Here is a 24,933-nt window from a genome sequence, read left to right on the forward strand (position 1 = left end):
CCCAGACCCCCCTTGTCGGCCCTTCGGGCCTCGTCCTCAAACGCCGGACAGGCTGACTTCCAGCCCCTCCGGCGTTTGAGGAGCGGGGGTACGGGGGCAGCGCCCCCGTGACGGGACGGGAAGGGGCGGCGGGGGCGAAATCCGCGCCGCAGGCACCCCCCGTCCTCAGAACCCCGGAGGCTCCACGTACACCCCCCACTCCTCCCGCAGCACCCCGCAGATCTCCCCCAGCGTCGCCTCCGCCCGCGCAGCGGCCAGCATCGGCCCGATCAGGTTTCCCCCGTCCCGCACCACCGCGACCATCCCCGCCAACGCCTCCCGCACAGCACCCTCGTCCCGCCGGGCCCGCCGCTCCCCCAGCGTCCGCACCTGCTCCCGCTCCACCTCGTGGCCGACCCGCAGGATCTCCAGATCCCCCGTCACCGACCCCTCGTGGACGTTGACGCCCACCACCCGCTTCTCCCCCTTCTCCAGCGCCTGCTGGTACCGGAACGCGGACTCCGCGATCTCCCCGGTGAACCACCCGTCCTCGATCCCCCGCAGGATCCCGGACGTGACGGGCCCGACCGGATGCCGCCCGTCCGGATGCGCCAGCAGCCCCCGCTCCTTGATCTGTTCGAAGACCGCCTCGGCCTCCGCCTCGATCCGGTCCGTCAGTTGCTCGACGTACCACGAACCACCCAGCGGATCCGCGACGTTGGCGACCCCGGTCTCCTCCATCAGCACCTGCTGCGTACGCAGGGCGATCTCGGCGGCCTGTTCGGAGGGCAGCGCGAGGGTCTCGTCGAGGGCGTTGGTGTGCAGCGAGTTGGTGCCGCCCAGCACGGCGGCCAGCGCCTCCACCGCGGTGCGCACCACGTTGTTGTACGGCTGCTGCGCCGTCAGCGACACCCCCGCGGTCTGCGTGTGGAACCGCAGCCACTGCGCCTTCTCGCTCCGCGCGCCGTACACGTCGCGCATCCACCGCGCCCAGATGCGCCGCGCCGCGCGGAACTTGGCGATCTCCTCGAAGAAATCGACGTGGGCGTCGAAGAAGAAGGAGAGACCCGGCGCGAACACGTCGACGTCCAGCCCCCGCGACAGGCCGAGTTCGACGTATCCGAAGCCGTCCGCCAGCGTGTACGCCAGTTCCTGAGCGGCCGTCGAGCCGGCCTCCCGGATGTGGTACCCGGACACCGACAGCGGCTTGTAGTCGGGGATGCCGGCGGCGCAGTACTCCATCAGGTCGCCGATCAGCCTCAGATGCGGCTCGGGCTCGAAGAGCCACTCCTTCTGGGCGATGTACTCCTTGAAGATGTCGGTCTGCAGCGTGCCGTTGAGCACCGCCGGGTCGACACCCTGCCGTTCGGCGGCGACGAGGTACATGCAGAACACCGGGACGGCGGGCCCGCTGATGGTCATCGAGGTGGTGACGTCGCCCAGCGGGATGTCCCGGAACAGCACCTCCATGTCGGCGGCCGAGTCGATCGCGACCCCGCAGTGGCCGACCTCGCCCAGCGAGCGGGGGTCGTCGGAGTCACGGCCCATGAGCGTGGGCATGTCGAACGCGACGGACAGCCCGCCGCCGCCCGCCGCGAGGATCATCTTGTAGCGCTCGTTGGTCTGCTCGGCGTTGCCGAACCCGGCGAACTGCCGGATCGTCCAGGTGCGCCCCCGGTAGCCGGTCGGATGGAGCCCCCGGGTGAAGGGGTACTCCCCCGGCCAGCCGATCCGGTCGAAGCCCGCGTAGGTGTCCCCGGGCCGGGGCCCGTAGACGGGATCGACGGGGTCACCGGACAGCGTCGAGAAGTCCGCGTCCCGCTTGCGTGCGGCGTCGTACCGGGTCTGCCAGCGACGGCGACCCTCTGCGATGTCGTCAGCGTCCATGCGGCAAATTTACTAGGACGTCCAACTAAATGTCGACGGGAAACCAGGACGTCCCGGGAGCACCCCGGGAACACCCTGGAAACGCCCTGGTGGAAGCAGCGGCCGGACGAGCCGGACAGCCGAACGGGGCAGACGGCCGGACGGGTCAGACCTTGGCCACCGCGGGCGCCGGAGCCTCGACCCGGCCCTCCAGCTCATGGCTGATCTTCCGCTCCACGAAAAAAGCGGCGGTCGGGATGGTCCCGGCGAGCAGGACCCACAGCTGCTTGGCGACCGGCCACTTCGCCTTGGAACCGAGGTCGAAGGCGACGACGAGGTAGACGACGTAGAGCCAGCCGTGCGCGATGGCGACGACACGGGTGAAGGAGGTGGCGCCGTCGACGTCGAGGCCGTACTTGGCGATCATGCTCAGGCAGAGCAGGACCAGCAGGACACCGGTGGTGTAGGCCATGACGCGGTAGCGGGTCAGCACGCTGCGTTTCATGCGTACGAGCGTAACCACCGGTTTGGGCAGATCTTCGACCGCCCCCTACGGGGCCGAGCGCGCGTCGTCGTCGAAGTCCCGCGCCGCGACCCGCAGCGGGCGCAGCAGCGCGAAGATCTCCGCGCACTCCTCCGCGTCGTAGACGCCGAGCCCGAAGTCCATCGCCATGAGGTCGCCGGTGGCGGCCTCCACGACCTCGCGGCCCTTGTCGGTGATGGAGGCGAGGGTGCCGCGCCCGTCGTTGGGGTTGGGCCGCTTGTCGACCAGACCGGACCTCACCAGCCGGTCCACCGTGTTGGTCACGGAGGTGGGGTGCACCATGAGCCGCTCGCCGATCTTCGACATGGGCAGCTCGCCGGCCTTGGAGAAGTTCAGCAGGACGAGTGCCTCGTAGCGCGCGAAGGTCAGCCCGTACGGTTTGACGACCGCGTCGACCTCACCGAGCAGGATCTGCTGCGCCCGCATGATCGAGGTGATGGCGGCCATCGACGGGACGTTTCCCCAGCGCTGTTTCCAGAGCTCGTCGGCGCGGGCGATGGGGTCGAACGGGAGACTGAGGGGCTTCGGCACGTCATCAGACCTTACCCGCCGGTCACATTCCGGTCAGCACTGTCTCGGTCTTCGGTCGCCCGCCGTCCGTCCGCGCCGCCCTGCCGGGCCGCGCCGGCCACCACCGCCGTTGTCCCCTCCGCCCCGGCCGTCGCCCCGCTGCGCCGGGCGGCCCGCGCCAGCAGCGCACAGCACGCCGCCCCCACCACCCCGGCCCCCGCCACGGTGGCCCGCACCCCGGCGAACTCCGCCACCACGCCCGCCAGGGCCATGCCCGTCCCCTGCACGGTCATCAGCCCGGCCGTGAGCAGCGTCATCGCCCGCCCGCGCAGTTCCTCGGGCACCGTCCGTACGAACCACTGGTCCAGGCCCAGCGTGTACGCGGATCCCGCGCCGGAGACCAGCAGGAGCAGCAGCGACACGCCGAGCCCGGGCCGCAGGACGTACCCGGCGTACGGCAGCAGGGTCAGGCAGACCAGCGGCAGCGCGATCCGTTCCCGCGCCGCCGGCCGCAGCCGGGCGCCCGCCCAGATCTCCCCGGCGATCGTGCCGAGCGGCAGCGCGCACATCAGCAGCCCGAGTCCGGTGGACCCGGCGCCGAGATCGTCGGCGTACGGCGCGGCGAGCGCCTCCGGGGCCACGGCGAACAGGGCCGGCAGCCAGAAGAGCAGCAGCAGGACGCGCACCCGGCGGTCGGCCAGGACCAGCCGGGCGCCGCGCAGCGAGCCGGTGAGCAGCGCGCCGCTCCGCCGGGTCCGGGCCGGGCGGCGGCGGGTGCCGAGGCGCAGCAGGGCGGCGGAGGCGAGGAAGGTGCCGACGGTGATCAGCAGGGCGTGGCGGGGCGCGAGGACGGTGAGGAGCAGCCCGCCGAGGCCGTACCCGGTGAGCAGGGCGCTCTGGGAGACGATCCGCAGCAGGGAGCGGCCGAGGACGAAGAGGTCGCCCTCGCCGAGGACGTCCGCGAGGGTGGCCATCCGGGTCCCGGCGAACACCGGGGAGACGACGGCGATGGCGCAGCGCAGGGCGAGCAGGACGGCGAGGGGGGCGCCGGGCGCGGCCATCCCGGCGACGCAGGCCGCGCACACCAGGTCGCAGCCGACCAGCACCCGGCGGGCGGGGAGGCGGTCGGCGAGCCCGGCGAGGAGGGTGCCGCCGGCCAGGTAGGGCAGGAAGCCGAGCGCGAAGGCGAGGGCGCTCATCAGGGGGGAGCCGGTGAGGTCGTAGACGAGGACGGAGAGGGCGATCTCGGTGACGACGACGCCGAGCATGGACAGGGTGTGGGCGGCGAAGACGGCGCGGAACTCGCGGACGGCGAAGACACGGGCGTAGCCGCGGGCGGGCTGGTCGGGCATGACCGCAGCGTGCCGGGACGGGTGCCCCGCGCCGTAGAGTTTCGGCAGCAGCCGAATCTTCCCGGGTCCGGGGCCGGGCTCGGGCCTGGACCCGGGCTCGGACCTGGACTCGGACTCGGCCCCGTCGACGGAGCACTCCCATGCCCTCACTCCTGCACTTCGGTGAGGAGGACTTCCTCCGCTGTCGCTTCGCCGTGTCACCGCTGTGGGAGACGCAGCAGGTGGTGCGGACCCTCAAGCGTCCGGAGCGGCACGGCTACCACCCCCGCTGGCTGCGCCGCGCCCGTGCCGCGGCGGCGTCGCTGGACCTCACGCCGCTGTGGCTGCTGATGCCGCGCCGGGGTCACAACCCCGAGTGGCTCTCGCCGCCTCCGGCGGGGCCCGCGGCGACGTTCGAGGAGGAGATCGCGGCGGTCCGGGCGGCGGACCCGGCGGCGGCCCGCGCGGACACGGCGCGGTCGCTGGCGGCGACGCCCGGTGCCGCCGGGTCCGCGCACGGGCGGGCGTGGCTGGCGGATCCGGAGCGGATGGTGCGTGAGCTGGCGGACGCGCTGGAGGAGGTGTGGCACACGCTCGTCGCACCCGACTGGCCCCGGCTGCTCGCCCTGCTGGAGGCGGACATCGCCTTCCACTCGCGCCGGCTGGCCCAGGTGGGTCTCGGCGGTCTGCTGCCGGAGATCGCCCCGGGCTGCGAGTGGCGGGCCGGGACGCTGACGGTCGCGTTCCGGGGCGAGTACGAGCGGCATCTGGACGGGCGGGGCCTGGTGCTGATGCCGAGCGTGTTCATCTGGCCGGACGTGGTGAGCACCTTCGAGCCGCCGTGGCAGCCGACGCTGGTGTATCCGGCGCGCGGGATCGGCGGGCTGTGGGGCGAGCGGGACGGCCGGACCCCGGACGCGCTGGTACGGCTGCTGGGGCGGGGCCGGGCGGCGGTCCTGACGGCGCTGGAGGAACCGGCCGGCACGACGGAGCTCGCCCGCCGTCTGGAGCTGGCGCCGTCGTCGGTGTCGGCGCATCTGACGGTGCTGCGCGACGCGGGGCTCCTCACGGCGCGGCGCTACGGGCACCGGGTGCTGTACGAGCGGACACCGCTGGGGATCGCACTGATGTCGGGCGAGTGATCCGGGCACCCGGCCCATGACGACCGCCCTGCCCGTGACGACCGCCCCGCGCGGAGCGACGCCCGACGGCTGCGGCACGAAGCCACGCCCGACGGCTGCCGCGCGCGGGGTGAGACCCACCGACCCCGGCGCGCCACATGACACCCGCCGTCCGGCGCGCCGGGTGACGCCCGGCGGCTGCTCCGCGAGGCGACGCCCGGCGGCTACCGCGCGAGGTGACGCTCGACCGTCTCCACCTTGGAGGTGAGCCCGTCCGTCACGCCGGGCCGGATGTCCGCCTTGAGGACGAGGGACACCCGGGGCGCCCGCGCCTCCACGGCGGCGACGGCACGCCGGACGACGTCCATCACCTCGTCCCAGTCGCCCTCCACCGAGGTGAACATGGCGTCGGTGCGGTTCGGCAGCCCGGACTCCCGGACCACCCGTACGGCGTCGGCGACGTACTCCCCGACGTCCTCGCCGACCCCGAGCGGGGTCACGGAGAAGGCGACGATCATGCCTGCACCACGCCTTCCTCGCGGGCGCGGGCGGCGACGACCGCGTCCTCGGCCTCGCGGCGCAGCCTGCGCTCGGCGAAGAAACCGCCGGTGGGCAGCACGGAGAGGACGAAGTAGAAGGCGGCCGTGCCCGCGCTCCACCTGGCGCGGTTCCAGGCGTCGGCCCAGAAGACGACGTACAGGATGAACAGGACGCCGTGGACGGAGCCCATGACGGGTACGGCGTTGAAGTCCGTGGTCCGCTTGAGTACCGAGCACAGCAGCAGGAGGAGGAAGGAGACGGCCTCGGGGGCCGAGACCAGGCGGAGACGGCGGAGGGCGGTGGCGGTCTTGAGGTCCACGGATCACCTTCGGTCGGGGGCGTGGCGGTTCCCGCGGCCGGTCCACGGCGTCGCGCGGTCTGCGGGTCCGCACGGCTTGTGAACACGGGCACAAGGGCCCGCTCATTCTCGCAAACGGCGCCCCCGCTGCCGGGCGCGGGGTCGGCAGGGGCCCTGTGACCCCCTGTCGGAGGGCGCTGCCTGCGGTTATCTTCGCTCCGTGGCGATGTTCCGACTTCAAGGCAGCAAGGTGCTGGCCGTCGACGTGACCGGGGACGCCGTGAAGGCGAAGAACGGCTCCATGGTCGCGTACGACGGGCAGATGGCCTTCAAGAAGATGAGCGGCGGCGGCGAGGGCCTCCGGGGGATGGTGACCCGGCGGCTCACCGGCGAGCAGATGACGGTGATGGAGGTGCGGGGGCAGGGGACGTGCTGGTTCGCCGACCGGGCCACCGAGATCAACCTCGTCACCCTCCGGGGTGACACGCTGTACGTGGAGGCGAGCAATCTGCTCGTCACGGACGCCGGGCTGCGCACCGGGACGACCTTCACGGGACTGCGCGGCGCGACCCAGGGCAACGGGCTGTTCACGACGACCGTCGAGGGGCACGGACAGGCGGCGATCACCTCGGACGGCCCCGCGGTGGTGCTGCGGGTGAGTCCGCAGTACCCGCTGACCGTCGACCCGGGCGCGTACATCGCGCACCAGGGCAACGTGCGGCAGTCCTTCCAGTCCGGGGTGACCTTCCGCACCTTCTTCGGCGAGGGCGGCGGCGAGGCCTTCCAGGTCCGCTTCGAGGGCGACGGCCTGGTCTACGTCCAGCCCAGTGAGCGGAACACGATCGCGGGGGATCTCTGATGGCGTTCCGTGAGCTCAACTCCAAGATGCTCGAGGCGACCGTGATGCCCGGTCAGCGGCTGTTCAGCCAGCGCGGGGCGATGCTCGCCTACAAGGGCGAGGTGTCGTTCACGCCGAACATGCAGGGCGGCCAGGGCGGGATCATGTCGATGATCGGGCGCCGGGTCGCGGGCGAGGCGACACCGCTGATGACCGTGGAGGGCAGCGGCACGGTGTTCTTCGGGCACGGCGGCCACCACGTCCAGGTGATCGAGCTCGCCGGGGACACCCTCTACGTCGAGGCGGACCGGCTGCTGGCCTTCGAGGGCACGCTGCGGCAGGGCACGATGTTCATGGGCTCGCAGGGCGGGGTCATGGGCATGGTGCGCGGCCAGGTGACCGGGCAGGGCCTGTTCACCACCACCTTGCAGGGGCACGGCGCGGTCGCCGTGATGGCGCACGGGGGCGTGTTCGAGCTGCCGATCACCCCGCAGCGCCCCGTCCACGTCGACCCGCAGGCCTACGTCGCCCACCACGGCGACGTCCGCAACAAGCTGTCGACCGCGCTGGGCTGGCGGGACATGGTGGGCCGGGGCTCCGGCGAGGCCTTCCAGCTGGAGCTGAGCGGCAGCGGCACGGTGTACGTCCAGGCCTCGGAGGAGAAGCTGTGAACGCCCCTTACCCCGGTGCCGGCGGCCCGGTCGTGCACGACCCGATGACCCTGCCGGTGGACGACAACGTCAACAAGTACACCTTCTGCGTGGAGCTCAAGAGCGGGCAGTGGTTCCTTCAGAAGGGCAAGATGATTGCCTACTACGGGTCGATCGACTTCAACGGCGTCGGGCACGGGCGGCTGGACCGTCTGGTGCGTACGTCGTTCCATTCGCCACTGCACGCCAGCGACTGGGTGGTGGCGGAGGGCTCGGGCAAGATGCTCCTCGCCGACCGGGCCTTCGATGTGAACTCGTACGACCTGGACGACGGCAATCTGACCATTCGCTCGGGCAACCTTCTCGCTTTTCAGCCAACTCTGTCACTCAAGCAGTCCATCGTTCCGGGGTTTCTGACCCTGATCGGGACCGGCAAGTTCGTGGCCGCGTCGAACGGTCCGGTGGTGTTCATGGAACCGCCCATCCGGGTGGACCCGCAGGCACTGGTGGGCTGGGCCGACTGCCCCTCCCCCTGCCACCACTACGACCACGGGTACCTCACGGGTGTCATGGGCGGTCTACGTGCGATGACGGGCCTCGGCGGGGCCTCCGGGGAGGAGCACCAGTTCGAGTTCGTCGGGGCGGGCACCGTACTGCTCCAGTCCACCGAGACCCTGATGGCCGAGCAGGCCACCGGCACCCCTCCGGCACAGCCCGGAGTGCCCGGCGGAGGGGCCCCTTCCGGGGGTCACGCACCGCAGGCCGGGGCACCGCGCCTTCCCGGACAGCTGGGAGATCTCCAGCGGCGCTTCGGGCTGTGAGCGGTAATCTGCGGAGTGTGACGATCGAACGCGTGCGCACTGTCACACCACCCTCACTAGTTCATCTTTCAACTTTTTAGGTAGACTTCATTCATGGAGACCGAGACGGCCACGCGCTGGCTGACCGACGCCGAGCAGTGCGCCTGGCGCACCCACCTCGAGGTCAACAGGCTGTTGACGTATCAGCTCGAGAAGGATCTGCAGCCGTTCGGCCTGACGATCAACGACTACGAGATCCTCGTCAATCTCTCCGAGTCCGAGGACGTACGGATGCGGATGAGCGACCTCGCCTCCGCCACCCTCCAGTCCAAGAGCCGGCTCTCGCACCAGATCACCCGCATGGAGAACGCGGACCTGGTGCGCCGCGAGAACTGCGAGTCCGACCGGCGCGGGCTGTACGCGGTGCTCACCGAGCACGGCATGGAGACGATGCGGAAGGTCGCGCCGCACCATGTCGCGTCGGTGCGCCGCCACTTCATCGACCTGCTGTCCCCCGAGGCGCTCGTCGAGCTGGACAAGGCCCTGAAGCCCATCGCGGACCACCTCCGCGGCCAGCGCGGCCGCCCGTGACCTCGGCGACCGGCCCCGGCGACTGAACCCCGGCCCCCCGTATCGGCAGGCGGAACCCCACCGGGCCCCCCTGCCGATACGTTTCTGCTGCCCCAGCCGGCACGCCGGGACGCTCCCGGCCCCGGCGCGGCCCGCCGCCATGGCCCGTGCGGCCGGTCAGGCCGGAGGGAACGGGCGGCGCCCATCGGTCCGGGCGTGCCGGACCCCCGCGTCTCCCGGTCGATCCGCCGGACAGGCCCTACGCGGTCGTCAGGCTCGCCACCAGTTCGTCCGCCGCGCGGTACGGGTCGGTCTCGCCGGACACCACGCGTTCCGCGAGAGCGGTCAGGTGGCGGTCGCCGTGCAGGTCGCCGATGCGTGCGCGCAGGGCGGTGACGGCGATGGTCTCCACCTCGTGGGCCGCGCGGGCCAGGCGGCGGGCCGTGAGGACGCCCTGCTCCGCCATCCAGGCGCGGTGCTTCTCCAGGGCCTGCACGAGTTCCCCGACGCCCTCGCCCCGGGAGGCGACCGTCCTCACGACGGGCGGGCGCCAGTCGCCCGGCGCGCGGGCCTCGCCGAGGCCCAGCATGTGGTTGAGTTCGCGCGCGGTGGCGTCGGCGCCGTCCCGGTCGGCCTTGTTGACGACGTACACGTCACCGATCTCCAGGATCCCCGCCTTGGCCGCCTGGATGCCGTCGCCCATCCCGGGGGCCAGCAGGACGACGCTGGTGTCGGCCTGGGAGGCGATCTCCACCTCCGACTGGCCCACGCCGACCGTCTCGACCAGGATGACGTCGCAGCCCGCCGCGTCCAGCACCCGGATCGCCTGCGGCGCGGCCCAGGCGAGGCCGCCGAGGTGGCCCCGGGTGGCCATGGAGCGGATGTACACACCGGGGTCGGAGGCGTGCTCCGACATCCGGACCCGGTCGCCGAGCAGGGCGCCCCCGGAGAACGGCGAGGACGGGTCGACGGCGAGCACGCCGACCCGCCTGCCCTGCTCCCGGTACGCCGTCACCAGCGCCGACGTCGTCGTGGACTTGCCGACGCCGGGCGAACCGGTGAGGCCGACGACACAGGCGTTGCCGGTGAGCGGGGCGAGGGCCGCCATGACCTCCCTGAGCTGCGGGGACGCCCCCTCGACCAAGGAGATCAGCCGGGCCACGGCCCGCGGCCTGCCGTCCCTGGCCTGGGCCACCAGAGAGGGGACGTCCTGCATCACAGCTCCGATCACTCCGTTCCGGTACTCCTGGCTGCGGAGGGGCGACCGCCCCCGCACGGGCGGTGTCCCCGTCGCCGGCTCAGGCCTTCGGCACCCGCACGATCAGCGCGTCGCCCTGACCGCCGCCCCCGCACAGGGCCGCCGCGCCGACGCCGCCGCCCCGGCGCTTGAGCTCCAGCGCCAGATGCAGCACCAGACGGGCGCCGGACATCCCGATCGGGTGACCCAGGGCGATGGCGCCGCCGTTGACGTTGACCTGGTCCGTGGACACGCCGAGGTCCTTCATCGACTGGACCGCGACCGCCGCGAACGCCTCGTTGATCTCGATGAGGTCGAGGTCGGAGACCTCGAGCCCCTCCTTCTTCAGGGCGTGCAGGATGGCGTTGGACGGCTGCGACTGGAGCGAGTTGTCGGGGCCCGCCACATTGCCGTGGGCGCCGATCTCGGCGAGCCACTGAAGGCCCAGCTCCTCCGCCTTGGCCCTGCTCATCACGACGACCGCGGCGGCACCGTCGGAGATCTGCGAGGACGTGCCCGCGGTGATCGTGCCGTCCCGGGTGAACGCCGGGCGCAGCCGGCCGAGGGACTCCGCGGTGGTCTCGGCGCGGATGCCCTCGTCCTGGCTGAAGACGACCGGCTCGCCCTTGCGCTGCGGGATCTCCACCGGGGTGATCTCGGCCTCGAAGACGCCGTTCTTCTGCGCGGCGGCGGCCCGCTGGTGGGAGAGGGCGGCGATCTCGTCCTGCTCGGCGCGCCCGATGCCCAGGCGGGTGTTGTGCTTCTCCGTGGACTCGCCCATGGCGATGTTCTCGAAGGCGTCGGTGAGGCCGTCGTACGCCATGGCGTCGAGGAGTTCCACGGCGCCGTACTTGTAGCCCTCCCGGGACTTCGGGAGCAGGTGCGGGGCGTTGGTCATGGACTCCTGGCCGCCCGCCACGACGATGTCGAACTCACCCGCACGGATCAGCTGGTCGGCCAGCGCGATCGCGTCGAGCCCGGACAGGCACACCTTGTTGACGGTGAGCGCCGGGACGTTCATCGGGATGCCCGCCCGGACGGCCGCCTGGCGCGCCGGGATCTGCCCCGCCCCGGCCTGCAGCACCTGGCCCATGATCACGTACTGCACCTGGTCGCCGCCGATGCCCGCGCGGTCCAGGGCCGCCTTGATCGCGAAACCGCCCAGGTCGGCGCCTGAGAAAGACTTGAGGGAGCCCAGCAGCCGTCCCATAGGCGTGCGTGCGCCCGCCACGATCACCGAGGTGGCGCTGTTCGTTCCTGACGTTCCTGACATGAGGTGCGATCCCCTTTCAGCTGCACAAGCTGAGGAGTGAACGAGGGTTTACCCGAATGTACTGAGCGGTACCGTGCCCGTCATCGGGCCGTCGGTGTGATCGCGCGCACGTTGCGTAACCATCCGGGGAGCGCTGCACTGACTACATGCTGACGCGAATCGACCACATCGGGATCGCCTGTTCCGACCTCGACGCGACCGTCGAGTTCTACCGTGCCACGTACGGCTTCGAAGTGTTCCACTCCGAGGTCAACGAGGAGCAGGGCGTGCGCGAGGCCATGCTGAGGATCAACGGGACCTCGGACGGCGGCGCCTCCTACCTCCAGCTGCTGGAACCGACCCGCGAGGACTCCGCCGTGGGGAAGTGGCTGGCGAAGAACGGAGAGGGCGTTCATCACATCGCTTTCGGTACGGCGGACGTGGACACGGACGCCGCGGACATCAGGGACAAGGGGGTACGCGTTCTGTACGAGGAGCCACGACGCGGCTCCATGGGGTCGCGGATCACCTTCCTGCACCCCAAGGATTGCCACGGTGTACTGACAGAACTGGTCACTTCGGCGGCAGTTGAGTCACCTGAGCACTGACCCTCGTACATATGGGCCGGTAGGGTTGGGGGCGGTCGCCGCTCCCACCAGGGTGACCGGGTCCTGTCGTCTGCGACGGCGGGACCGGGCCGGGGTCCGGGTTTCGGGGGACGAGCGTCGGGGCAGCAGCCCGTGCTCCGCCGTATGATCTGACACCATTCCCCGGGGGCCCCGTCCGGCGGATGGACGGAGCTCGTGTGGACAGGCTTGCGACCACGGGACGGATGGGACCGCGCAGTGCGGGGCTACGAACGCCAGGAGCGAGAGCCGGCGGCTGACGTCGACAGTCTCTCTCGGTTCGAGGCCGAGATGGACCGGCTGAAGACCGAGCGGGAAAAGGCGATCCAGCACGCCGAGGACCTCGGCTACCAGGTCGAGGTGCTGCGCGCCAAGCTTCACGAGGCGCGCCGCACCCTCATGTCCCGGCCCGCCTACGACGGCGGCGACATCGGCTATCAGGCAGAGCAGATGCTGCGCAACGCGCAGCTGCAGGCCGATCAGCTGCGCGCCGACGCGGAGCGCGAGCTGAGTCAGGTCAGAGCGCAGACGCAGCGCATCCTGCAGGAGCACGCCGAGCAGGCGGCGCGGTTGCAGGCCGAGCTGCACGCGGAGGCGGTGACGCGCCGCCAGCAGCTGGACCAGGAGCTGGCCGAGCGCCGGCAGACCGTCGAGTCGCACGTCAACGAGAACGTGGCGTGGGCCGAGCAGGTGCGGGCGCGCAGCGAGTCGCAGGCGCGCCGGCTGGTCGACGAGGCGCGTGCCGAGGCCGAGCAGGCCATGGCCGCGGCCCGCGCGGAGGCCGAGCGGGTCGCGCTGGAGGCCCGCCAGCGGTTGCAGGCCGACGCGGAGGCGGCGCGTGCCGAGGCGGAGCAGCTGCTGCGCCGGGCCCGTACGGACGCCGAGCGGCTGCTGAACGCGGCTTCCACGCAGGCGCAGGAGGCCACCGACCACGCCGAGCAGCTGCGCAGCTCCACGGTCACCCAGTCGGAGGCGGCGCGCCGTGAGGCCGCCGAGGTGAGCCGGGCCGCCGAGCTGCGGATGGCCGAGGTGGAGACGTCGGTGCGCGCGGCGCGTGCCGAGGCGGAGAAGGTGCTCGCCGAGGCGAAGGAGGCCGCGGCGAAGGCGCTGGCGAGCGCCGAGTCGACGAACGAGCAGCGCACCCGGACGGCGAAGGAGCAGGTCGCCCGGCTGGTCACGGAGGCCACGAAGGACGCCGAGACCACCAAGGCGGAGGCCGAGCAGGTCGTCGCGGACGCCCGTACGGAGGCCGAGCGGATCGTCGCGGAGGCGTCCGAGAAGGCCCGCACGCTCACCGCGGAGGAGTCGGCCTCCCAGCTGGCGAAGGCGGCGAAGACCGCCGAGGACGTGCTGGACAAGGCGTCCGAGGACGCCCGGCAGACCATCCGGGGCGCCGCCGAGGAGGCGGAGCGGATCCGTTCCGAGGCGGAGGCCGAGGCGGACCGGCTGCGCGGCGAGGCGCACGACATCGCCGAGCAGCTCAAGGGCGCCGCGAAGGACGACACCAAGGAGTACCGCGCCAAGACCGTCGAGCTCCAGGAGGAGGCGCGGCGGCTGCGCGGGGAGGCCGAGCAGCTGCGGTCCGACGCGGTCGCCGAGGGCGAGCGCATCCGGGCCGAGGCACGGCGTGAGGCCGTCCAGCAGATCGAGGAGGCGGCGAGGACCGCCGAGGAGCTGCTGGCCAAGGCGAGGGCCGACGCGGACGAGCTGCGGCAGGCCGCCACGGCGGACAGCGAGAAGGTCCGCACCGAGGCCATCGAGCGGGCCACGGCGCTGCGCCGGCAGGCCGACGAGGCCCTGGACCGCGCCCGTAAGGACGCCGAGCGGCAGCAGGCCGAGGCCACCGAGCGGGCCGGGGCGATCGAGGCGGACGCCGAGCAGGCCGCGCGGGAGCTGCGGGAGCAGACCGAGCAGGCCGTCGCGGACCGGCAGGCGCAGGCCGCCGAGGAACTGGAGCGGCTGAAGGCGGAGGCCGAGGAGCGGCTGACCGGCGCCGAGCAGGCGCTGTCCCAGGCCCATGAGGAGTCCGCCCGGATCCGCCGCGAGGCCGGTGAGGAGACGGAGCGGCTGCGCTCCGAGGCCGCCGAGCGGATCCGTACGCTGCGCCAGCAGGCGCAGGACGAGGCCGAGCGGCTGCGTGACGAGGCCGCGGCGGACGCGTCGGCGTCCCGCGCGGAGGGCGAGAACATCGCCGTACGGCTGCGCTCGGAGGCCGCCGCGGAGGCGGAGCGGCTGAAGGCGGAGGCGCAGGACACCGCGGACCGGATCCGCAGCGAGGCGCAGGCCGCCGCCGAGCGGCTCGCCACCGAGGCGTCGGAGACGCTGGCCGCCGCGCAGGAGGAGGCCGTACGGCGCCGTCGTGAGGCCGAGGAGCTGCTGGGCACCGCGCGGGCCGACGCGGACCAGGAGCGTGAGCGGGCCCGCGAGCAGAGCGAGGAACTGCTGGCCTCCGCCCGCAACCGGGTCGAGGAGGCGCAGGCCGAGGCGACCAGGCTGGTCGAGGAGGCCGACCGGCGGGCCACGGAGATGGTGTCCGCGGCCGAGCAGCACGCCCAGCAGGTGCGGGAGTCGGTCGCCGGGCTGCACGAGCAGGCGCAGGACGAGATCCAGGGTCTGCGGTCGGCGGCCGAGCACGCGGCGGAGCGGACGAAGCGGGAGGCCGAGGAGGAGTCGGACCGGGTCCGCGCGGACGCCTACGCGGAGCGGGAGCGCGCCACCGAGGACGCCAACCGGGTACGCCGTGAGGCGCGCGAGGAGTCGGAGGCGGCGAAGGCGCTCGCCGAGCGCACGGTCACCGAGGCGATGACCGAGTCGGAGCGGCTGCGTTCGGACGCGGCGGAGCACGCCCAGCGGGCGCGCACCGAGGCCTCGGACACCATCGCGCAGGCCGACCACGACGCGGACCGCACCCGGGCCGACGCCCGCGAGGACGCCAACCGGATGCGGTCGGACGCGGCGACGCAGGCCGACACGCTGATCACCGAGGCGCGCAACGAGGCGGAGCGGCTCCAGACGGAGACCGAGCGGGAGGCCGAGCGGGTCCGCTCGGAGTCGGTCGCCGCGGCGGAACGGCTCGTCGAGGACGCCGCCGGGGACGCGGAGCGGCTGCGGGCCGAGGCCGCCGAGACGGTGGGCGCCGCCCAGCTGCACGCCGACCGGGCCCGGCACGACGCGCGGCAGCTCAAGGCCGACGCGGAGGCGGCGGCGGACCGGATGCTGACGTCGGCGCGCACCGAGGCGGAGCGCACGCTGGACGAGGCGCGCAAGGACGCCAACAAGCGGCGTTCCGAGGCGGCCGAGCAGGTCGACACGCTGATCACGGAGACCGCCGCCGAGGTGGACAAGCTGCTGTCGGAGGCGCAGCAGCAGGCGCACAAGACGACCGCGGAGGCGGAGGAGCGGGCCGACTCGATGGTGGGCGCGGCCCGCACCGAGGCCGACCGGCTGGTCGCCGAGGCGACGATCGAGGGCAACTCGCTGGTGGAGAAGGCCCGTACGGACGCGGACGAGCTGCTCGTCGGTGCGCGCCGGGACGCCACGGCCATAAGGGAGCGGGCGGAGGAACTGCGCGACCGCGTCACGAGCGAGATCGAGACGCTGCACGAGCGGGCCCGCCGTGAGGCCGCGGAGACCATGAAGTCCACCGGCGACCGCTGCGACGCGCTCATCAAGTCGGCGGAGGAGCAGCACGCCAGGGCGCAGGCGAAGGCGAAGGAGATCGTCTCCGAGGCCAACTCCGAGGCGGGCAAGGTCCGTATCGCCGCCGTGAAGAAGGCGGAGGGCCTGCTCAAGGAGGCCGAGCTGAAGAAGGCGCGGCTCGTGAAGGAGGCCGAGGACCTGAAGGCCGAGGCGATCCGCGAGGCGAAGGCCACGGTCGAGGAGGGCAAGCGCGAGCTGGAGATCCTGGTGCGCCGCCGCGAGGACATCAACGCGGAGATCTCCCGGGTGCAGGACGTCCTGGAGGCCCTGGAGTCGTTCGAGGCGCCGGGCGGCGGCACGGGTGTGAAGGCGGGCGCCACGATCGGCGGTCCGCGGGCCGGGGGCAAGGGGTCGGACGGGTAACGGGGCTGACGGGTGACCGGTCCGCCGGGCCGGGTTGCGGTTGGGCGGCACTTTGTCCGCCGACCACCGCTGCTCACATCGGTCGCTTCGTGCCCCTTTCGGGGCATTTCGGTGATCGTTTAACGAGTCAACCCGGGTTCAGCCACTCAAAAGGGGTGTCATTCTCCAGATCAAACGCGCATCCGCTCGATGACACACCGTTTTGGCCCCTAGGATTCCACCTATCACCTCACCGGTCTCATTCGACAGGAACCCCATGAGCGACACTTCCCCCTACGGCTTCGAGCTAGTGCGGCGTGGGTACGACCGCGCTCAGGTGGACGAACGGATCTCGAAGCTCGTCTCCGACCGTGACAGTGCTCTGGCCCGCATCACCGCTCTGGAAAAGCGCATCGAGGAGCTGCACCTCGAGACGCAGAACGCCCAGGCCGCGATCACCGACGCCGAGCCGTCGTACGCAGGCCTCGGCGCGCGTGTCGAGAAGATCCTGCGTCTCGCAGAGGAAGAGGCCAAGGATCTGCGCGAGGAGGCCCGCCGCGCCGCCGAGCAGCACCGCGAGCTCGCGGAGTCGGCCGCCCAGCAGGTCCGCAACGACGCGGAGTCCTTCGCCGCGGAACGCAAGGCCAAGGCCGAGGACGAGGGCGTCCGGATCGTCGAGAAGGCCAAGAGCGACGCGTCGCAGCTGCGTACCGACGCGCAGAAGGACGCGCAGTCCAAGCGCGAGGAGGCCGACGCCCTCTTCGAGGAGACCCGCGCCAAGGCCGCGCAGGCCGCCGCGGACTTCGAGACGAACCTCGCCAAGCGCCGCGAGCAGTCCGAGCGCGACCTGGCCTCGCGTCAGCAGAAGGCCGAGAAGCGCCTGGCGGAGATCGAGCACCGCGCCGAGCAGCTCCGTCTGGAGGCGGAGAAGCTGCGCACCGACGCCGAGCGCCGGGCCCGTCAGACGGTCGAGACGGCCCAGCGCCAGGCCGAGGACATCGTGGCCGACGCGAACGCCAAGGCCGACCGGATCCGCTCGGAGTCCGAGCGCGAGCTGGCCGCCCTCACCAACCGCCGCGACAGCATCAACGCGCAGCTGACGAACGTCCGCGAGATGCTCGCCACGCTGACCGGCGCCGCGGTGGCCGCCGCGAGCAGCCCGGCCACGGACGACGAGCCGATCTCCCGCGGAGTCCCGGCCCAGCAGTCCCGCTGACGCACCTCCTCTCTCGAACGCCGGACGGGCACATCCAGCCCCTCCGGCGTTTGAGGAGCGGGGGTACGGGGGCAGAGCCCCCGTGACGGGACGGGAAGGGGCGGCGGGGGCGGAACACCCTCTGGCTCTCCCTCCCTCGCACCCGGGCACCGAACCCCACGCCACCTTGCGGGGACCGCCCCCGCGGCCTAGCGTGACCGCATGATCGAGCTGGCGGGCCTGACCAAGCGGTACGGGGAGAAGGTCGCGGTCGACGACCTCACCTTCACCGTCCGCCCCGGCCTCGTCACCGGCTTCCTCGGCCCCAACGGCGCGGGCAAGTCCACCACCATGCGGATGATCCTCGGTCTCGACCGCCCCACCGCCGGCGACGTCCGGATCGACGGCACGCACTACGACCGGCTCAAGGACCCGCTGACGTACATCGGCGCCCTCCTCGACGCGCAGTCCGTGCACGGCGGACGCAGCGCCTACAACCACCTGCTGTGCCTCGCCCAGAGCAACGGCATCCCGCGCGCCCGGGTGGCCGAGGTGCTGGACACCGTCGGGCTCACCGCGGTCGCCCGGAAGAAGGCCAAGGGGTTCTCGCTCGGCATGGGCCAGCGGCTCGGCATCGCGGGCGCGCTGCTGGGCGATCCGCGGATCCTGATGTTCGACGAGCCCGTCAACGGCCTCGACCCCGAGGGCATCCACTGGATCCGCAACCTGATGAAGTCCCTCGCCGCGCAGGGCCGTACCGTCTTCGTCTCCTCCCACCTGATGAGCGAGATGGCCCTGACCGCGGACCACCTCGTCGTCATCGGGCAGGGCAGACTGCTCGCCGACACCTCCATGGCGGACTTCATCGAGCGCAACTCCCGCTCGTACGTCCGTATCCGCACCCCGCAGCGCGAACGGATGCTCGACGTGCTGCACGAGGCGGGGATCACCGTCGTCGAGGCGGGCGGTGAGGCCCTGGAGGTCGACGGGCCCCGGGCCGCGGAACTCGGCGGACTGGCCGCCCGGCACCAGCTGGTGCTGCACGAACTGAGTCCCCGCCAGGCGTCCCTGGAGGAGGCGTTCATGCAGCTGACGGCGGAGTCGGTGGAGTACCACGCGCACACCGGCACCGGGATCGACAGCGCGGGCGCCGGCATGGACAGCGCGGGCGCCGACGGCGGCGGAGTGGCTCCGGCCCGGCAGCAGTGGGGCGCCGGCTGGAAGAAGGAGAGCTGAGACGTGGCGGCCTCGCAGGTCATCCGGTCCGAATGGACGAAGATCCGTTCCGTCGCCTCCACGGTGTGGACGCTGTCGCTGGCCGTGGTGGTCTCCATCGCCCTCGGCATGCTCGTCTCGGCGCTGTCCCGCAGCCAGTTCGACCAGCTCAGCCCGCGTGACCGGCTCTCCTTCGACCCGACCTACATCAGCTTCGCCGGGATGAGCCTCGGCCAGCTCGCGATGATCGTCTTCGGGGTGCTGGTGGTGTCCAACGAGTACAGCACCGGCATGATCCGTACCTCCCTCGCGGCCGTTCCGCAGCGCGGCACCTTCCTGTTCGGCAAGATCGCGGTGGCGGCCGTCCTCGCCCTGGCGGTCGGCCTGGTCACCGGCTTCGCGGCGTTCTTCCTCGGCCAGGCGGTGCTCGGCCCGCACCGCGCCGGGATCGGCGACCCGGGCGTGCTGCGCGCGGTCCTCGGCGGCGGCCTCTACATGGCCCTCATCGCCGTCTTCTCGATGGGCGTCGCCGCGATGCTGCGCTCGCCGATGCTGTCCCTCGGCATCCTGATGCCGTTCTTCTTCCTGATCTCCAACATCCTCGGCAACGTCGACGCCACGAAGAAGGTCGGCCGCTATCTGCCCGACCAGGCGGGCAGCCGCATCATGCGGGTGGTCACCCCGATCGGCGACGACACGCCGTACGGGCCCTGGGGCGGGCTCGGGATCATGGCACTGTGGGTGATCGCGGCGCTCGCCGGCGGCTACCTGCTGCTGAAACGCCGGGACGCCTAGCGCCTGTCCGGCGCCGGGGAGGGTGAAGCGGGACGGACCGAGGGCGAACCGGGACGGACCGGGAGCGAACCGGGACGGACCGGGCGACGTTCGCCACACCTGGTGTTTTTACCTCCCCTTGAGCGGAACCGTCAGCGCATCGATAAGCTCCTAACCCTTACGGGGGGCATGTGCCCCGCTGTCCTGAACCTCTCGATGGGTGCGGAGCATGATCGAGGCAGTCGGCCTGACCAAGCGCTACGGCGACAAGACCGCTGTGTACAACCTTTCCTTCCAGGTGCGCCCCGGCGCGGTGACCGGCTTCCTGGGCCCCAACGGCTCCGGCAAGTCGACCACCATGCGGATGATCCTGGGCCTGGACAACCCCAGCGCGGGTCAGGTGACCATCGGCGGCTACCCGTACCGCAAGCTGCCGAACGCCCCCCGCCAGGTCGGCGCCCTGCTCGACGCCAAGGCCGTGCACGGCGGCCGGCACGCCCGCAGCCATCTGCTGTGCCTGGCCCAGCTGTCCGGCATCCCGCCCCGCCGGGTCGACGAGGTGCTCGGCGTGGTCGGCCTCCAGGACGTGGCGCGGCGGCGTTCCAAGGGCTTCTCCCTCGGCATGGGCCAGCGCCTGGGCATCGCCGCGGCGCTGCTCGGCGACCCGCAGGTCCTGCTCTTCGACGAGCCCGTCAACGGCCTCGACCCCGAGGGCATCCTGTGGGTGCGCAACCTGATGAAGGCGCTCGCGGCGGAGGGCCGTACCGTCTTCGTCTCCTCCCATCTGATGAGCGAGATGGCGCTGACCGCCGACCACCTCATCGTGATCGGGCGCGGGCAGCTGCTCGCCGACATGAGCGTGCAGGACTTCATCGCCGCCAACTCCGCCGGTTTCGCGCGGGTGCGCACCCCGGACACCGAGCCGCAGCTGCGCGAGAAGCTGACGTCCGCGCTCACCGAGGCGGGCGGCCAGGTGCTGCCCGAGCAGGACGGCGCGCTGCGCGTCATGGGGCTGCCGCTGCCGCGCATCAGCGACCTCGCGCACGACACCGGCGTACGGCTGTGGGAGCTGTCGCCGCACCAGGCGTCGCTGGAGGAGGCGTACATGCGGATGACGCAGGGCGCCGTCGACTACCGCTCCACCGCCGACCAGAAGGCGGGGCTCATGCAGCCGCTGCCGCCCGGCTTCCAGCCGCCCGCCCCGGTGCCGGGGCAGGGCCAGCCCGGCTGGTACGCCCCGCCGCCGCCCGGACAGGGCGGCCACCCCTTCGCGATGCCGGCGGGCGGCCCGCCACCGGGGCAGCCGGGTCCCTACGGCGCTCCCTACGGCCCGCCGCCGGGCGGCGCGGGCGGCGGCACCCCGAACCCGTACGCCGCCCCGGCCGCACCCGCGGCCCCCGCCGCACCGCCTTCCCCGGCACAGCCGCAGCAGACCCCGGCCCAGCCGCCCGCGGGCACGCCCGCTCCCGCCGAGGCATCCGCCGCCGGCCGGCCCGCCACCGACCTCACCAAGCCCGAGGACGCCCGATGACCACCCCCCAGCCCCCGATGCCGCAGGCCGCGCAGGCCGCGCCGCCCGCGTGGCAGCAGGCCCCCGGCGCCCCGTACCCGACCTACACCTCGCCCATCCCGATCGTGCGCACCCATCTCGGACACGCCCTCGCCTCGGAGTGGACGAAGATCAGGTCGGTGCGCTCGACCCTGTGGACCCTGGGCGTGTTCGTGGTCCTGGTGGTCGGCATCGGCCTGCTGGCCGGTGTCATCGTCGCCGACGCCACGTCCGGCGAGTCGGACTACAGCGACGGGACCGCGCTGTCCCTCGGCTTCTTCGGGCTGCTCCTCGGCAGCATGTGCGTCATGACGCTCGGCGTGCTGACCACCGCCTCCGAGTACGGCACGGGCATGATCCGCACGACCGCCACCGCGTGTCCCTCCCGGGTGCGGGTGCTGGCCGCCAAGTCGATCGTGTTCTTCACGGTGGCCTTCGTGGTGACCCTGGCGGCGGTGTCCTTCGTGGCCGTCGTCCAGGTCGGTCTGGTGGACGCGGCGCACGCGCCGACGACCGCGGAGTGGTTCAAGGGCACGGTCGGCGTCAGCCTCTACATCGCGCTGCTCGGGCTGCTGTCCCTGCTCATGGGCTCGATCGTGCGGCACTCGGCGGGCGCCATCACCATCATGATCGGCGCGGTGCTCGCCCCGCTGGTGATCGCGCTGTTCATGTTCTCGTCCTCGCTGGAGAAGGTGCGCACCGCCCTCTTCGAGTACTCGATCCCCAACCAGCTCGCGGTGTTCTACTCCACCTCGCTCAGCGACAGCGGCGGCCCGAGCGGCTGGGACCCGCTGTGGATCATGATCGGCGTGACGGCCCTGGCGTTCGGCGGCGCGTGGGCGCTGCTGGAGAGCCGGGACGTGTAGGCGCCGGCGGACCGGGGTCCGGCCCGCACGCCGTACCGGCGGCGGGGTCAGAACCTCGGCGCGTTACGGGACCGCTGCACCCGCGTGGTGCGGCGGTCCTTCGCGTTCCAGCACGCCTTGTGCCAGTGCCTGCGGTCGTCCACGCCCGCGTGCTGGGGCCAGGCCACCACGTGCGGGACGCCGGAGGGGATCGTCTGGTCGCAGCCCGGGCAGCGGTACGTCTTGCCCGCGGCGGTGGCGCCCGCCACGTGCCGCACACTCCAGTCCTCGCCCTGCCAGTTCTCCGAGGACTGCCAGCCGCCGTACCGGTCCGAGCGGTCGTCGCCGGCGCCGCGGTCCGCGGCGGCTGCCCTGGGGTCCTTGGGTCGGTTGCGGCGCGGAGACACGGAACACCTCACGGATGCGTACGGGGAACGGGGACCCTGTCCAGCCTACGCGGCACGGACAGGGGTATGCGTAGGCGGCCAATCATGACAAGTCACCCTGTGCGCCGCCCCGTTCTCCGGAAAATCCGCAAATCTCTTCGCCAGGCCGTGTCCTCGGCACGTGTCGCCCGGTTATGCGGGGTGGGGGAGCTCCGTGTCGGAGCCGAGGAAGCGGGAAAGCACAGCATGCACGTGGGAAGTTTCGTACTGGCGGCCCAGTTCCCGGGCCAGGGCCAGGGGGAGGCGCTGCACCGGGCGGTGCGTTCGGCGGAGGCCGCGGAGGAGGCCGGACTCGACTCGGTGTGGGTGGCCGAGCACCACTTCGTACCGTACGGGGTCTGCCCGTCGGCCGTCACGCTGGCGGCGACCCTGCTGGGGCGCACCCGGCGCATCAGGGTGGGTACGGCGGTGAGCGTGCTGCCCACCGTGCATCCGGTCGCCCTCGGCGAGCAGGCCGCGCTGCTGCACCTGACGAGCGGCGGGCGGTTCTCGCTGGGCGTGGGCCGCGGCGGGCCGTGGGTCGATCTGGAGGTCTTCGGCGCGGGCCTCGCGGCCTACGAGGAGGGGTTCCCGGAGTCGCTGGACCTGCTGCTGCGCTGGCTGCGCGAACCGGCGGTGTCGGCGTCGGGCGGACGGTTCGCGTTCCGTGAGGTTCCGGTGGTGCCCCGTCCCGCCGAGGCGCTGACGGACGCCTCCGGGCCCGAGGTGCTGGTCGCCTGCACCTCGCCCGCGAGCGTGCGTCTCGCGGCCGGGCGCGGGCTGCCGATGCTGCTGGGGATGCACATCGGGGACGAGGACAAGGCCGCGATGGTCGCCCTGTGGCGGGAGGAGGCGCGGGCGGCCGGGCACGGGGCGGACCGGATCCGCGCGGCGGGCCATGTGTCCGCCGGTGTCGTCCAGATCGCCGACCGGCGCACGGACGCGGTGGAGACCCTGACGAAGGCCATGCCGGGATGGCTGAAACAGGGGCTGGAGGCGCATATGACCGTGGACGGCCGGCCGCGCTCGATGCGTGATCCGCTGGCCTACACGGAACTGCTGTGCGGCCTGCACCCGGTGGGCCCGCCGCGGCTGTGCGCCGACCGGCTGGCGGCGACCTCGGAGCGCACCGGGGTCACGCGGTTCGCGCTGCTCGTCGAGGGCTCGGGCGATCTGACGGCCACCGAGGAGAACGTGCACCGGCTCGGTACGGAGGTGCTGCCGCAGCTGCGCTGAGCCCGGCGGCCGCAGCCGCGCCGGGCCCGGCGGCGTGCGGGGCAACTCCCCTTGCCCCGCACGTGACCCGCCGCCCCACGGTGAGCGCGCCTCCCGTGGGGAGCGGCAGGCCGGGGCCGGCCGCGCGAGCGGTCCGGCCCGCCGCGCGTCAGCAGTCTCTGAACTCCGGGGACTGGTTGAGCACCTGGCTGCGCACCGAGGTGAAACGGGCCAGGTTCTGGTCCACCGAGGTGCCCACCGGGAACACGGCGACCCGGTGGCAGTTCTGGAACGCCAGCCGGACACCGAAATGCCGTTGGAGCGCGCCGCGTATCGCGTCACTCGCCAGCGCGCGCAGCAGCTGACCGCGCGCGTGCTCGTCCGGCGGGGGCGTCCGGTTGTCGGCGAACGGTCCGCCGTCGACCTTCAGCTGGGCCACCAGGGAACTGATCATCTCCCATGCGTAGGGCAGGGAGGTCCGGACGCAGTCGACGAATTCCGCTTCGTCGACCTCGCCTCGCTCGGCCTGTTCGAGTAGGGCCGGTGAGACGTCGAGCGACATGGGTTCTCCTCTCGCACCCCCGCGGGTGCGGGGGTTGCCGGACACTGGTCACGGGGAGTCGGCGATATCGGCCACGGTGCGTACACGCGCCGCGACCTCCCGTTCCCTACCGTAGGCAGCGGACGGTGACCGCACCAGCAGAACCCGGACACGGGGCGCCCCCTTTGAGCCCTTAATCGGCCACGGGGGAACACGGGTTTTCCCGGGCGAATCGCGCCGGGCCCGGCGGGTCGAGTAGCGTTGCGCACCATGCGTCTCGTCATTGCCCGGTGCTCCGTCGACTACGCCGGCCGGCTCACCGCCCATCTCCCCACGGCACCCCGTCTGATCCTGGTGAAGGCCGACGGCAGCGTCTCGGTCCACGCGGACGACCGGGCCTACAAGCCCCTGAACTGGATGTCGCCGCCCTGCACGCTGAAGGAGGGCTCGGGCGACGAGGACGGTGTGTGGACCGTCGTCAACAAGGCGGGCGAGAAGCTGATCATCACGATGGAGGAGATCCTCCACGACTCCTCGCACGAACTCGGCGTCGATCCCGGCCTGATCAAGGACGGCGTGGAAGCGCACCTCCAGGAACTGCTCGCCGACCGCATCGACACGCTCGGCGCGGGCTACACGCTCATCCGCCGCGAGTACATGACGGCCATCGGCCCGGTCGACATCTTGTGCCGCGACGCCTCCGGCGGGACGGTGGCGGTGGAGATCAAGCGGCGCGGTGAGATCGACGGGGTGGAGCAGCTCACCCGGTACCTGGACCTGCTGAACCGCGACCCGCATCTCGCCCCGGTCCGGGGGGTGTTCGCGGCCCAGGAGATCAAGCCCCAGGCGCGGGTCCTCGCCACCGACCGGGGCATCACCTGCCATCTGATGGACTACGACGCCCTGCGGGGCATCGAGGACGACAAACTCCGCCTGTTCTGACCGTCCCGCCCGCTCCCGGGGCCGCACCT

The 24,933-nt window shown here is 72.3% G+C and carries 24 protein-coding genes; 14 read left to right on the plus strand and 10 right to left on the minus strand.

The window, feature by feature from the left end; genetic code table 11:
- Positions 1 to 165: 165 nt before the first annotated feature.
- From ABZ862_RS26710 to ABZ862_RS26725, 4 genes are all read right to left on the minus strand, one after another.
- Positions 166 to 1,866: a methylmalonyl-CoA mutase family protein gene (locus ABZ862_RS26710; RefSeq protein WP_360962882.1), complete on the minus strand. Its 1,701-nt coding sequence runs from the start codon at positions 1,864 to 1,866 to the stop codon at positions 166 to 168.
- A 145-nt stretch (positions 1,867 to 2,011) separates the two neighbouring features.
- Positions 2,012 to 2,350, minus strand: a complete 339-nt coding sequence (locus ABZ862_RS26715) for a DUF3817 domain-containing protein (protein WP_360962885.1) — start codon at positions 2,348 to 2,350, stop codon at positions 2,012 to 2,014.
- A 45-nt stretch (positions 2,351 to 2,395) separates the two neighbouring features.
- A complete protein-coding gene (locus ABZ862_RS26720) occupies positions 2,396 to 2,920 on the minus strand; it encodes a MarR family transcriptional regulator (protein ID WP_360962887.1) in 525 nt (174 codons plus the stop codon).
- A gap of 11 nt (positions 2,921 to 2,931) precedes the next feature.
- Complete coding sequence (locus tag ABZ862_RS26725; RefSeq protein WP_360962890.1) at positions 2,932 to 4,251, minus strand: MFS transporter; 1,320 nt, start codon at positions 4,249 to 4,251, stop codon at positions 2,932 to 2,934.
- A gap of 140 nt (positions 4,252 to 4,391) precedes the next feature.
- On the opposite strand from ABZ862_RS26725, the gene ABZ862_RS26730 reads away from it, so the two are divergent.
- On the plus strand, positions 4,392 to 5,372 hold the full coding sequence (locus ABZ862_RS26730) for a DUF5937 family protein (RefSeq protein WP_360962893.1): 981 nt from the start codon (positions 4,392 to 4,394) through the stop codon (positions 5,370 to 5,372).
- A gap of 203 nt (positions 5,373 to 5,575) precedes the next feature.
- Here ABZ862_RS26730 and ABZ862_RS26735 read toward each other — a convergent pair whose 3' ends face one another.
- Both ABZ862_RS26735 and ABZ862_RS26740 read right to left on the minus strand, forming a co-directional pair.
- Entirely contained in the window at positions 5,576 to 5,869 is a 294-nt protein-coding gene (locus ABZ862_RS26735; protein WP_360962895.1) for an MTH1187 family thiamine-binding protein, read from the minus strand.
- Positions 5,866 to 6,210 carry a DUF3817 domain-containing protein gene (locus ABZ862_RS26740; protein ID WP_360962898.1) on the minus strand — a complete coding sequence of 115 codons (345 nt, stop codon included), beginning with the start codon at positions 6,208 to 6,210 and terminating at the stop codon, positions 5,866 to 5,868. The genes ABZ862_RS26735 and ABZ862_RS26740 overlap by 4 nt, the downstream gene beginning before the upstream one ends.
- A gap of 205 nt (positions 6,211 to 6,415) precedes the next feature.
- Between ABZ862_RS26740 and ABZ862_RS26745 the strand changes: the two genes are divergently transcribed.
- The 4 genes from ABZ862_RS26745 to ABZ862_RS26760 all read left to right on the plus strand — a co-directional run bounded on the left by ABZ862_RS26745 (position 6,416) and on the right by ABZ862_RS26760 (position 9,068).
- Positions 6,416 to 7,048, plus strand: a complete 633-nt coding sequence (locus tag ABZ862_RS26745; protein ID WP_360963243.1) for an AIM24 family protein — start codon at positions 6,416 to 6,418, stop codon at positions 7,046 to 7,048.
- Positions 7,048 to 7,698 (plus strand): AIM24 family protein, encoded by a 651-nt coding sequence (locus ABZ862_RS26750; protein ID WP_360962901.1) that lies wholly within the window; start codon positions 7,048 to 7,050, stop codon positions 7,696 to 7,698. Before ABZ862_RS26745 ends, ABZ862_RS26750 begins: the two co-directional genes overlap by 1 nt.
- 44 nt (positions 7,699 to 7,742) lie before the next feature.
- A complete protein-coding gene (locus ABZ862_RS26755) occupies positions 7,743 to 8,498 on the plus strand; it encodes an AIM24 family protein (protein WP_360963246.1) in 756 nt (251 codons plus the stop codon).
- 93 nt (positions 8,499 to 8,591) lie between these two features.
- Positions 8,592 to 9,068, plus strand: a complete 477-nt coding sequence (locus ABZ862_RS26760) for a MarR family transcriptional regulator (protein WP_360962904.1) — start codon at positions 8,592 to 8,594, stop codon at positions 9,066 to 9,068.
- 238 nt (positions 9,069 to 9,306) lie between these two features.
- On the opposite strand, the gene meaB is transcribed toward ABZ862_RS26760, so the two are convergent.
- Complete coding sequence (meaB, locus tag ABZ862_RS26765; RefSeq protein WP_360963249.1) at positions 9,307 to 10,263, minus strand: methylmalonyl Co-A mutase-associated GTPase MeaB; 957 nt, start codon at positions 10,261 to 10,263, stop codon at positions 9,307 to 9,309.
- 82 nt (positions 10,264 to 10,345) lie between these two features.
- Entirely contained in the window at positions 10,346 to 11,557 is a 1,212-nt protein-coding gene (locus ABZ862_RS26770; protein WP_360962907.1) for an acetyl-CoA C-acetyltransferase, read from the minus strand.
- Between the two features lie 146 nt (positions 11,558 to 11,703).
- Here ABZ862_RS26770 and mce point away from each other — a divergent pair, with 146 nt between their 5' ends.
- The 7 genes from mce to ABZ862_RS26805 all read left to right on the plus strand — a co-directional run bounded on the left by mce (position 11,704) and on the right by ABZ862_RS26805 (position 21,802).
- A complete protein-coding gene (gene mce, locus ABZ862_RS26775; RefSeq protein WP_360962909.1) occupies positions 11,704 to 12,144 on the plus strand; it encodes a methylmalonyl-CoA epimerase in 441 nt (146 codons plus the stop codon).
- Between the two features lie 237 nt (positions 12,145 to 12,381).
- A complete protein-coding gene (gene scy / locus ABZ862_RS26780) occupies positions 12,382 to 16,224 on the plus strand; it encodes a polarized growth protein Scy (RefSeq protein WP_360962912.1) in 3,843 nt (1,280 codons plus the stop codon).
- 256 nt (positions 16,225 to 16,480) lie between these two features.
- On the plus strand, positions 16,481 to 17,419 hold the full coding sequence (locus ABZ862_RS26785) for a cellulose-binding protein (protein WP_360962915.1): 939 nt from the start codon (positions 16,481 to 16,483) through the stop codon (positions 17,417 to 17,419).
- 201 nt (positions 17,420 to 17,620) lie between these two features.
- Positions 17,621 to 18,634, plus strand: coding sequence for an ABC transporter ATP-binding protein (locus tag ABZ862_RS26790; protein ID WP_360962918.1), 1,014 nt, complete (start codon positions 17,621 to 17,623; stop codon positions 18,632 to 18,634).
- 3 nt (positions 18,635 to 18,637) lie between these two features.
- Positions 18,638 to 19,408 (plus strand): ABC transporter permease, encoded by a 771-nt coding sequence (locus ABZ862_RS26795; RefSeq protein ID WP_360962921.1) that lies wholly within the window; start codon positions 18,638 to 18,640, stop codon positions 19,406 to 19,408.
- A gap of 208 nt (positions 19,409 to 19,616) precedes the next feature.
- Positions 19,617 to 20,918 carry an ABC transporter ATP-binding protein gene (locus ABZ862_RS26800; protein WP_360962923.1) on the plus strand — a complete coding sequence of 434 codons (1,302 nt, stop codon included), beginning with the start codon at positions 19,617 to 19,619 and terminating at the stop codon, positions 20,916 to 20,918.
- Positions 20,915 to 21,802, plus strand: coding sequence for an ABC transporter permease (locus ABZ862_RS26805; RefSeq protein WP_360962926.1), 888 nt, complete (start codon positions 20,915 to 20,917; stop codon positions 21,800 to 21,802). Before ABZ862_RS26800 ends, ABZ862_RS26805 begins: the two co-directional genes overlap by 4 nt.
- A 47-nt stretch (positions 21,803 to 21,849) precedes the next feature.
- Here the strand turns inward: ABZ862_RS26805 and ABZ862_RS26810 are convergent, their stop codons facing one another.
- On the minus strand, positions 21,850 to 22,188 hold the full coding sequence (locus tag ABZ862_RS26810) for an ATP/GTP-binding protein (protein ID WP_360962929.1): 339 nt from the start codon (positions 22,186 to 22,188) through the stop codon (positions 21,850 to 21,852).
- A 225-nt stretch (positions 22,189 to 22,413) separates the two neighbouring features.
- Here ABZ862_RS26810 and ABZ862_RS26815 point away from each other — a divergent pair, with 225 nt between their 5' ends.
- Positions 22,414 to 23,442: an LLM class flavin-dependent oxidoreductase gene (locus ABZ862_RS26815; protein ID WP_360962932.1), complete on the plus strand. Its 1,029-nt coding sequence runs from the start codon at positions 22,414 to 22,416 to the stop codon at positions 23,440 to 23,442.
- 148 nt (positions 23,443 to 23,590) lie between these two features.
- Here the strand turns inward: ABZ862_RS26815 and ABZ862_RS26820 are convergent, their stop codons facing one another.
- Positions 23,591 to 23,983: an SCO5389 family protein gene (locus tag ABZ862_RS26820; protein WP_360962935.1), complete on the minus strand. Its 393-nt coding sequence runs from the start codon at positions 23,981 to 23,983 to the stop codon at positions 23,591 to 23,593.
- 249 nt (positions 23,984 to 24,232) lie between these two features.
- Here ABZ862_RS26820 and nucS point away from each other — a divergent pair, with 249 nt between their 5' ends.
- Positions 24,233 to 24,904 (plus strand): endonuclease NucS, encoded by a 672-nt coding sequence (nucS, locus tag ABZ862_RS26825; RefSeq protein WP_360962938.1) that lies wholly within the window; start codon positions 24,233 to 24,235, stop codon positions 24,902 to 24,904.
- Positions 24,905 to 24,933 lie beyond the last annotated feature (29 nt).

Source organism: Streptomyces sp. NPDC047000 (assembly GCF_040644295.1).
GTDB lineage: Bacteria > Actinomycetota > Actinomycetes > Streptomycetales > Streptomycetaceae > Streptomyces.

Coding starts and splice junctions, on each gene's coding strand:
- mce (WP_360962909.1), top strand. CDS start 11,704: ATGCTGACGCGAATCGACCACATCGGGATCGCCTGTTCCGACCTCGAC.
- nucS (WP_360962938.1), top strand. CDS start 24,233: ATGCGTCTCGTCATTGCCCGGTGCTCCGTCGACTACGCCGGCCGGCTC.
- ABZ862_RS26760 (WP_360962904.1), top strand. CDS start 8,592: ATGGAGACCGAGACGGCCACGCGCTGGCTGACCGACGCCGAGCAGTGC.
- ABZ862_RS26820 (WP_360962935.1), bottom strand. CDS start 23,983: ATGTCGCTCGACGTCTCACCGGCCCTACTCGAACAGGCCGAGCGAGGC.
- ABZ862_RS26815 (WP_360962932.1), top strand. CDS start 22,414: ATGCACGTGGGAAGTTTCGTACTGGCGGCCCAGTTCCCGGGCCAGGGC.
- ABZ862_RS26790 (WP_360962918.1), top strand. CDS start 17,621: ATGATCGAGCTGGCGGGCCTGACCAAGCGGTACGGGGAGAAGGTCGCG.
- ABZ862_RS26785 (WP_360962915.1), top strand. CDS start 16,481: ATGAGCGACACTTCCCCCTACGGCTTCGAGCTAGTGCGGCGTGGGTAC.
- ABZ862_RS26710 (WP_360962882.1), bottom strand. CDS start 1,866: ATGGACGCTGACGACATCGCAGAGGGTCGCCGTCGCTGGCAGACCCGG.
- ABZ862_RS26800 (WP_360962923.1), top strand. CDS start 19,617: ATGATCGAGGCAGTCGGCCTGACCAAGCGCTACGGCGACAAGACCGCT.
- ABZ862_RS26735 (WP_360962895.1), bottom strand. CDS start 5,869: ATGATCGTCGCCTTCTCCGTGACCCCGCTCGGGGTCGGCGAGGACGTC.
- meaB (WP_360963249.1), bottom strand. CDS start 10,263: ATGCAGGACGTCCCCTCTCTGGTGGCCCAGGCCAGGGACGGCAGGCCG.
- ABZ862_RS26730 (WP_360962893.1), top strand. CDS start 4,392: ATGCCCTCACTCCTGCACTTCGGTGAGGAGGACTTCCTCCGCTGTCGC.
- ABZ862_RS26725 (WP_360962890.1), bottom strand. CDS start 4,251: ATGCCCGACCAGCCCGCCCGCGGCTACGCCCGTGTCTTCGCCGTCCGC.
- ABZ862_RS26805 (WP_360962926.1), top strand. CDS start 20,915: ATGACCACCCCCCAGCCCCCGATGCCGCAGGCCGCGCAGGCCGCGCCG.
- ABZ862_RS26770 (WP_360962907.1), bottom strand. CDS start 11,557: ATGTCAGGAACGTCAGGAACGAACAGCGCCACCTCGGTGATCGTGGCG.
- ABZ862_RS26755 (WP_360963246.1), top strand. CDS start 7,743: ATGACCCTGCCGGTGGACGACAACGTCAACAAGTACACCTTCTGCGTG.
- ABZ862_RS26750 (WP_360962901.1), top strand. CDS start 7,048: ATGGCGTTCCGTGAGCTCAACTCCAAGATGCTCGAGGCGACCGTGATG.
- ABZ862_RS26715 (WP_360962885.1), bottom strand. CDS start 2,350: ATGAAACGCAGCGTGCTGACCCGCTACCGCGTCATGGCCTACACCACC.
- ABZ862_RS26745 (WP_360963243.1), top strand. CDS start 6,416: ATGTTCCGACTTCAAGGCAGCAAGGTGCTGGCCGTCGACGTGACCGGG.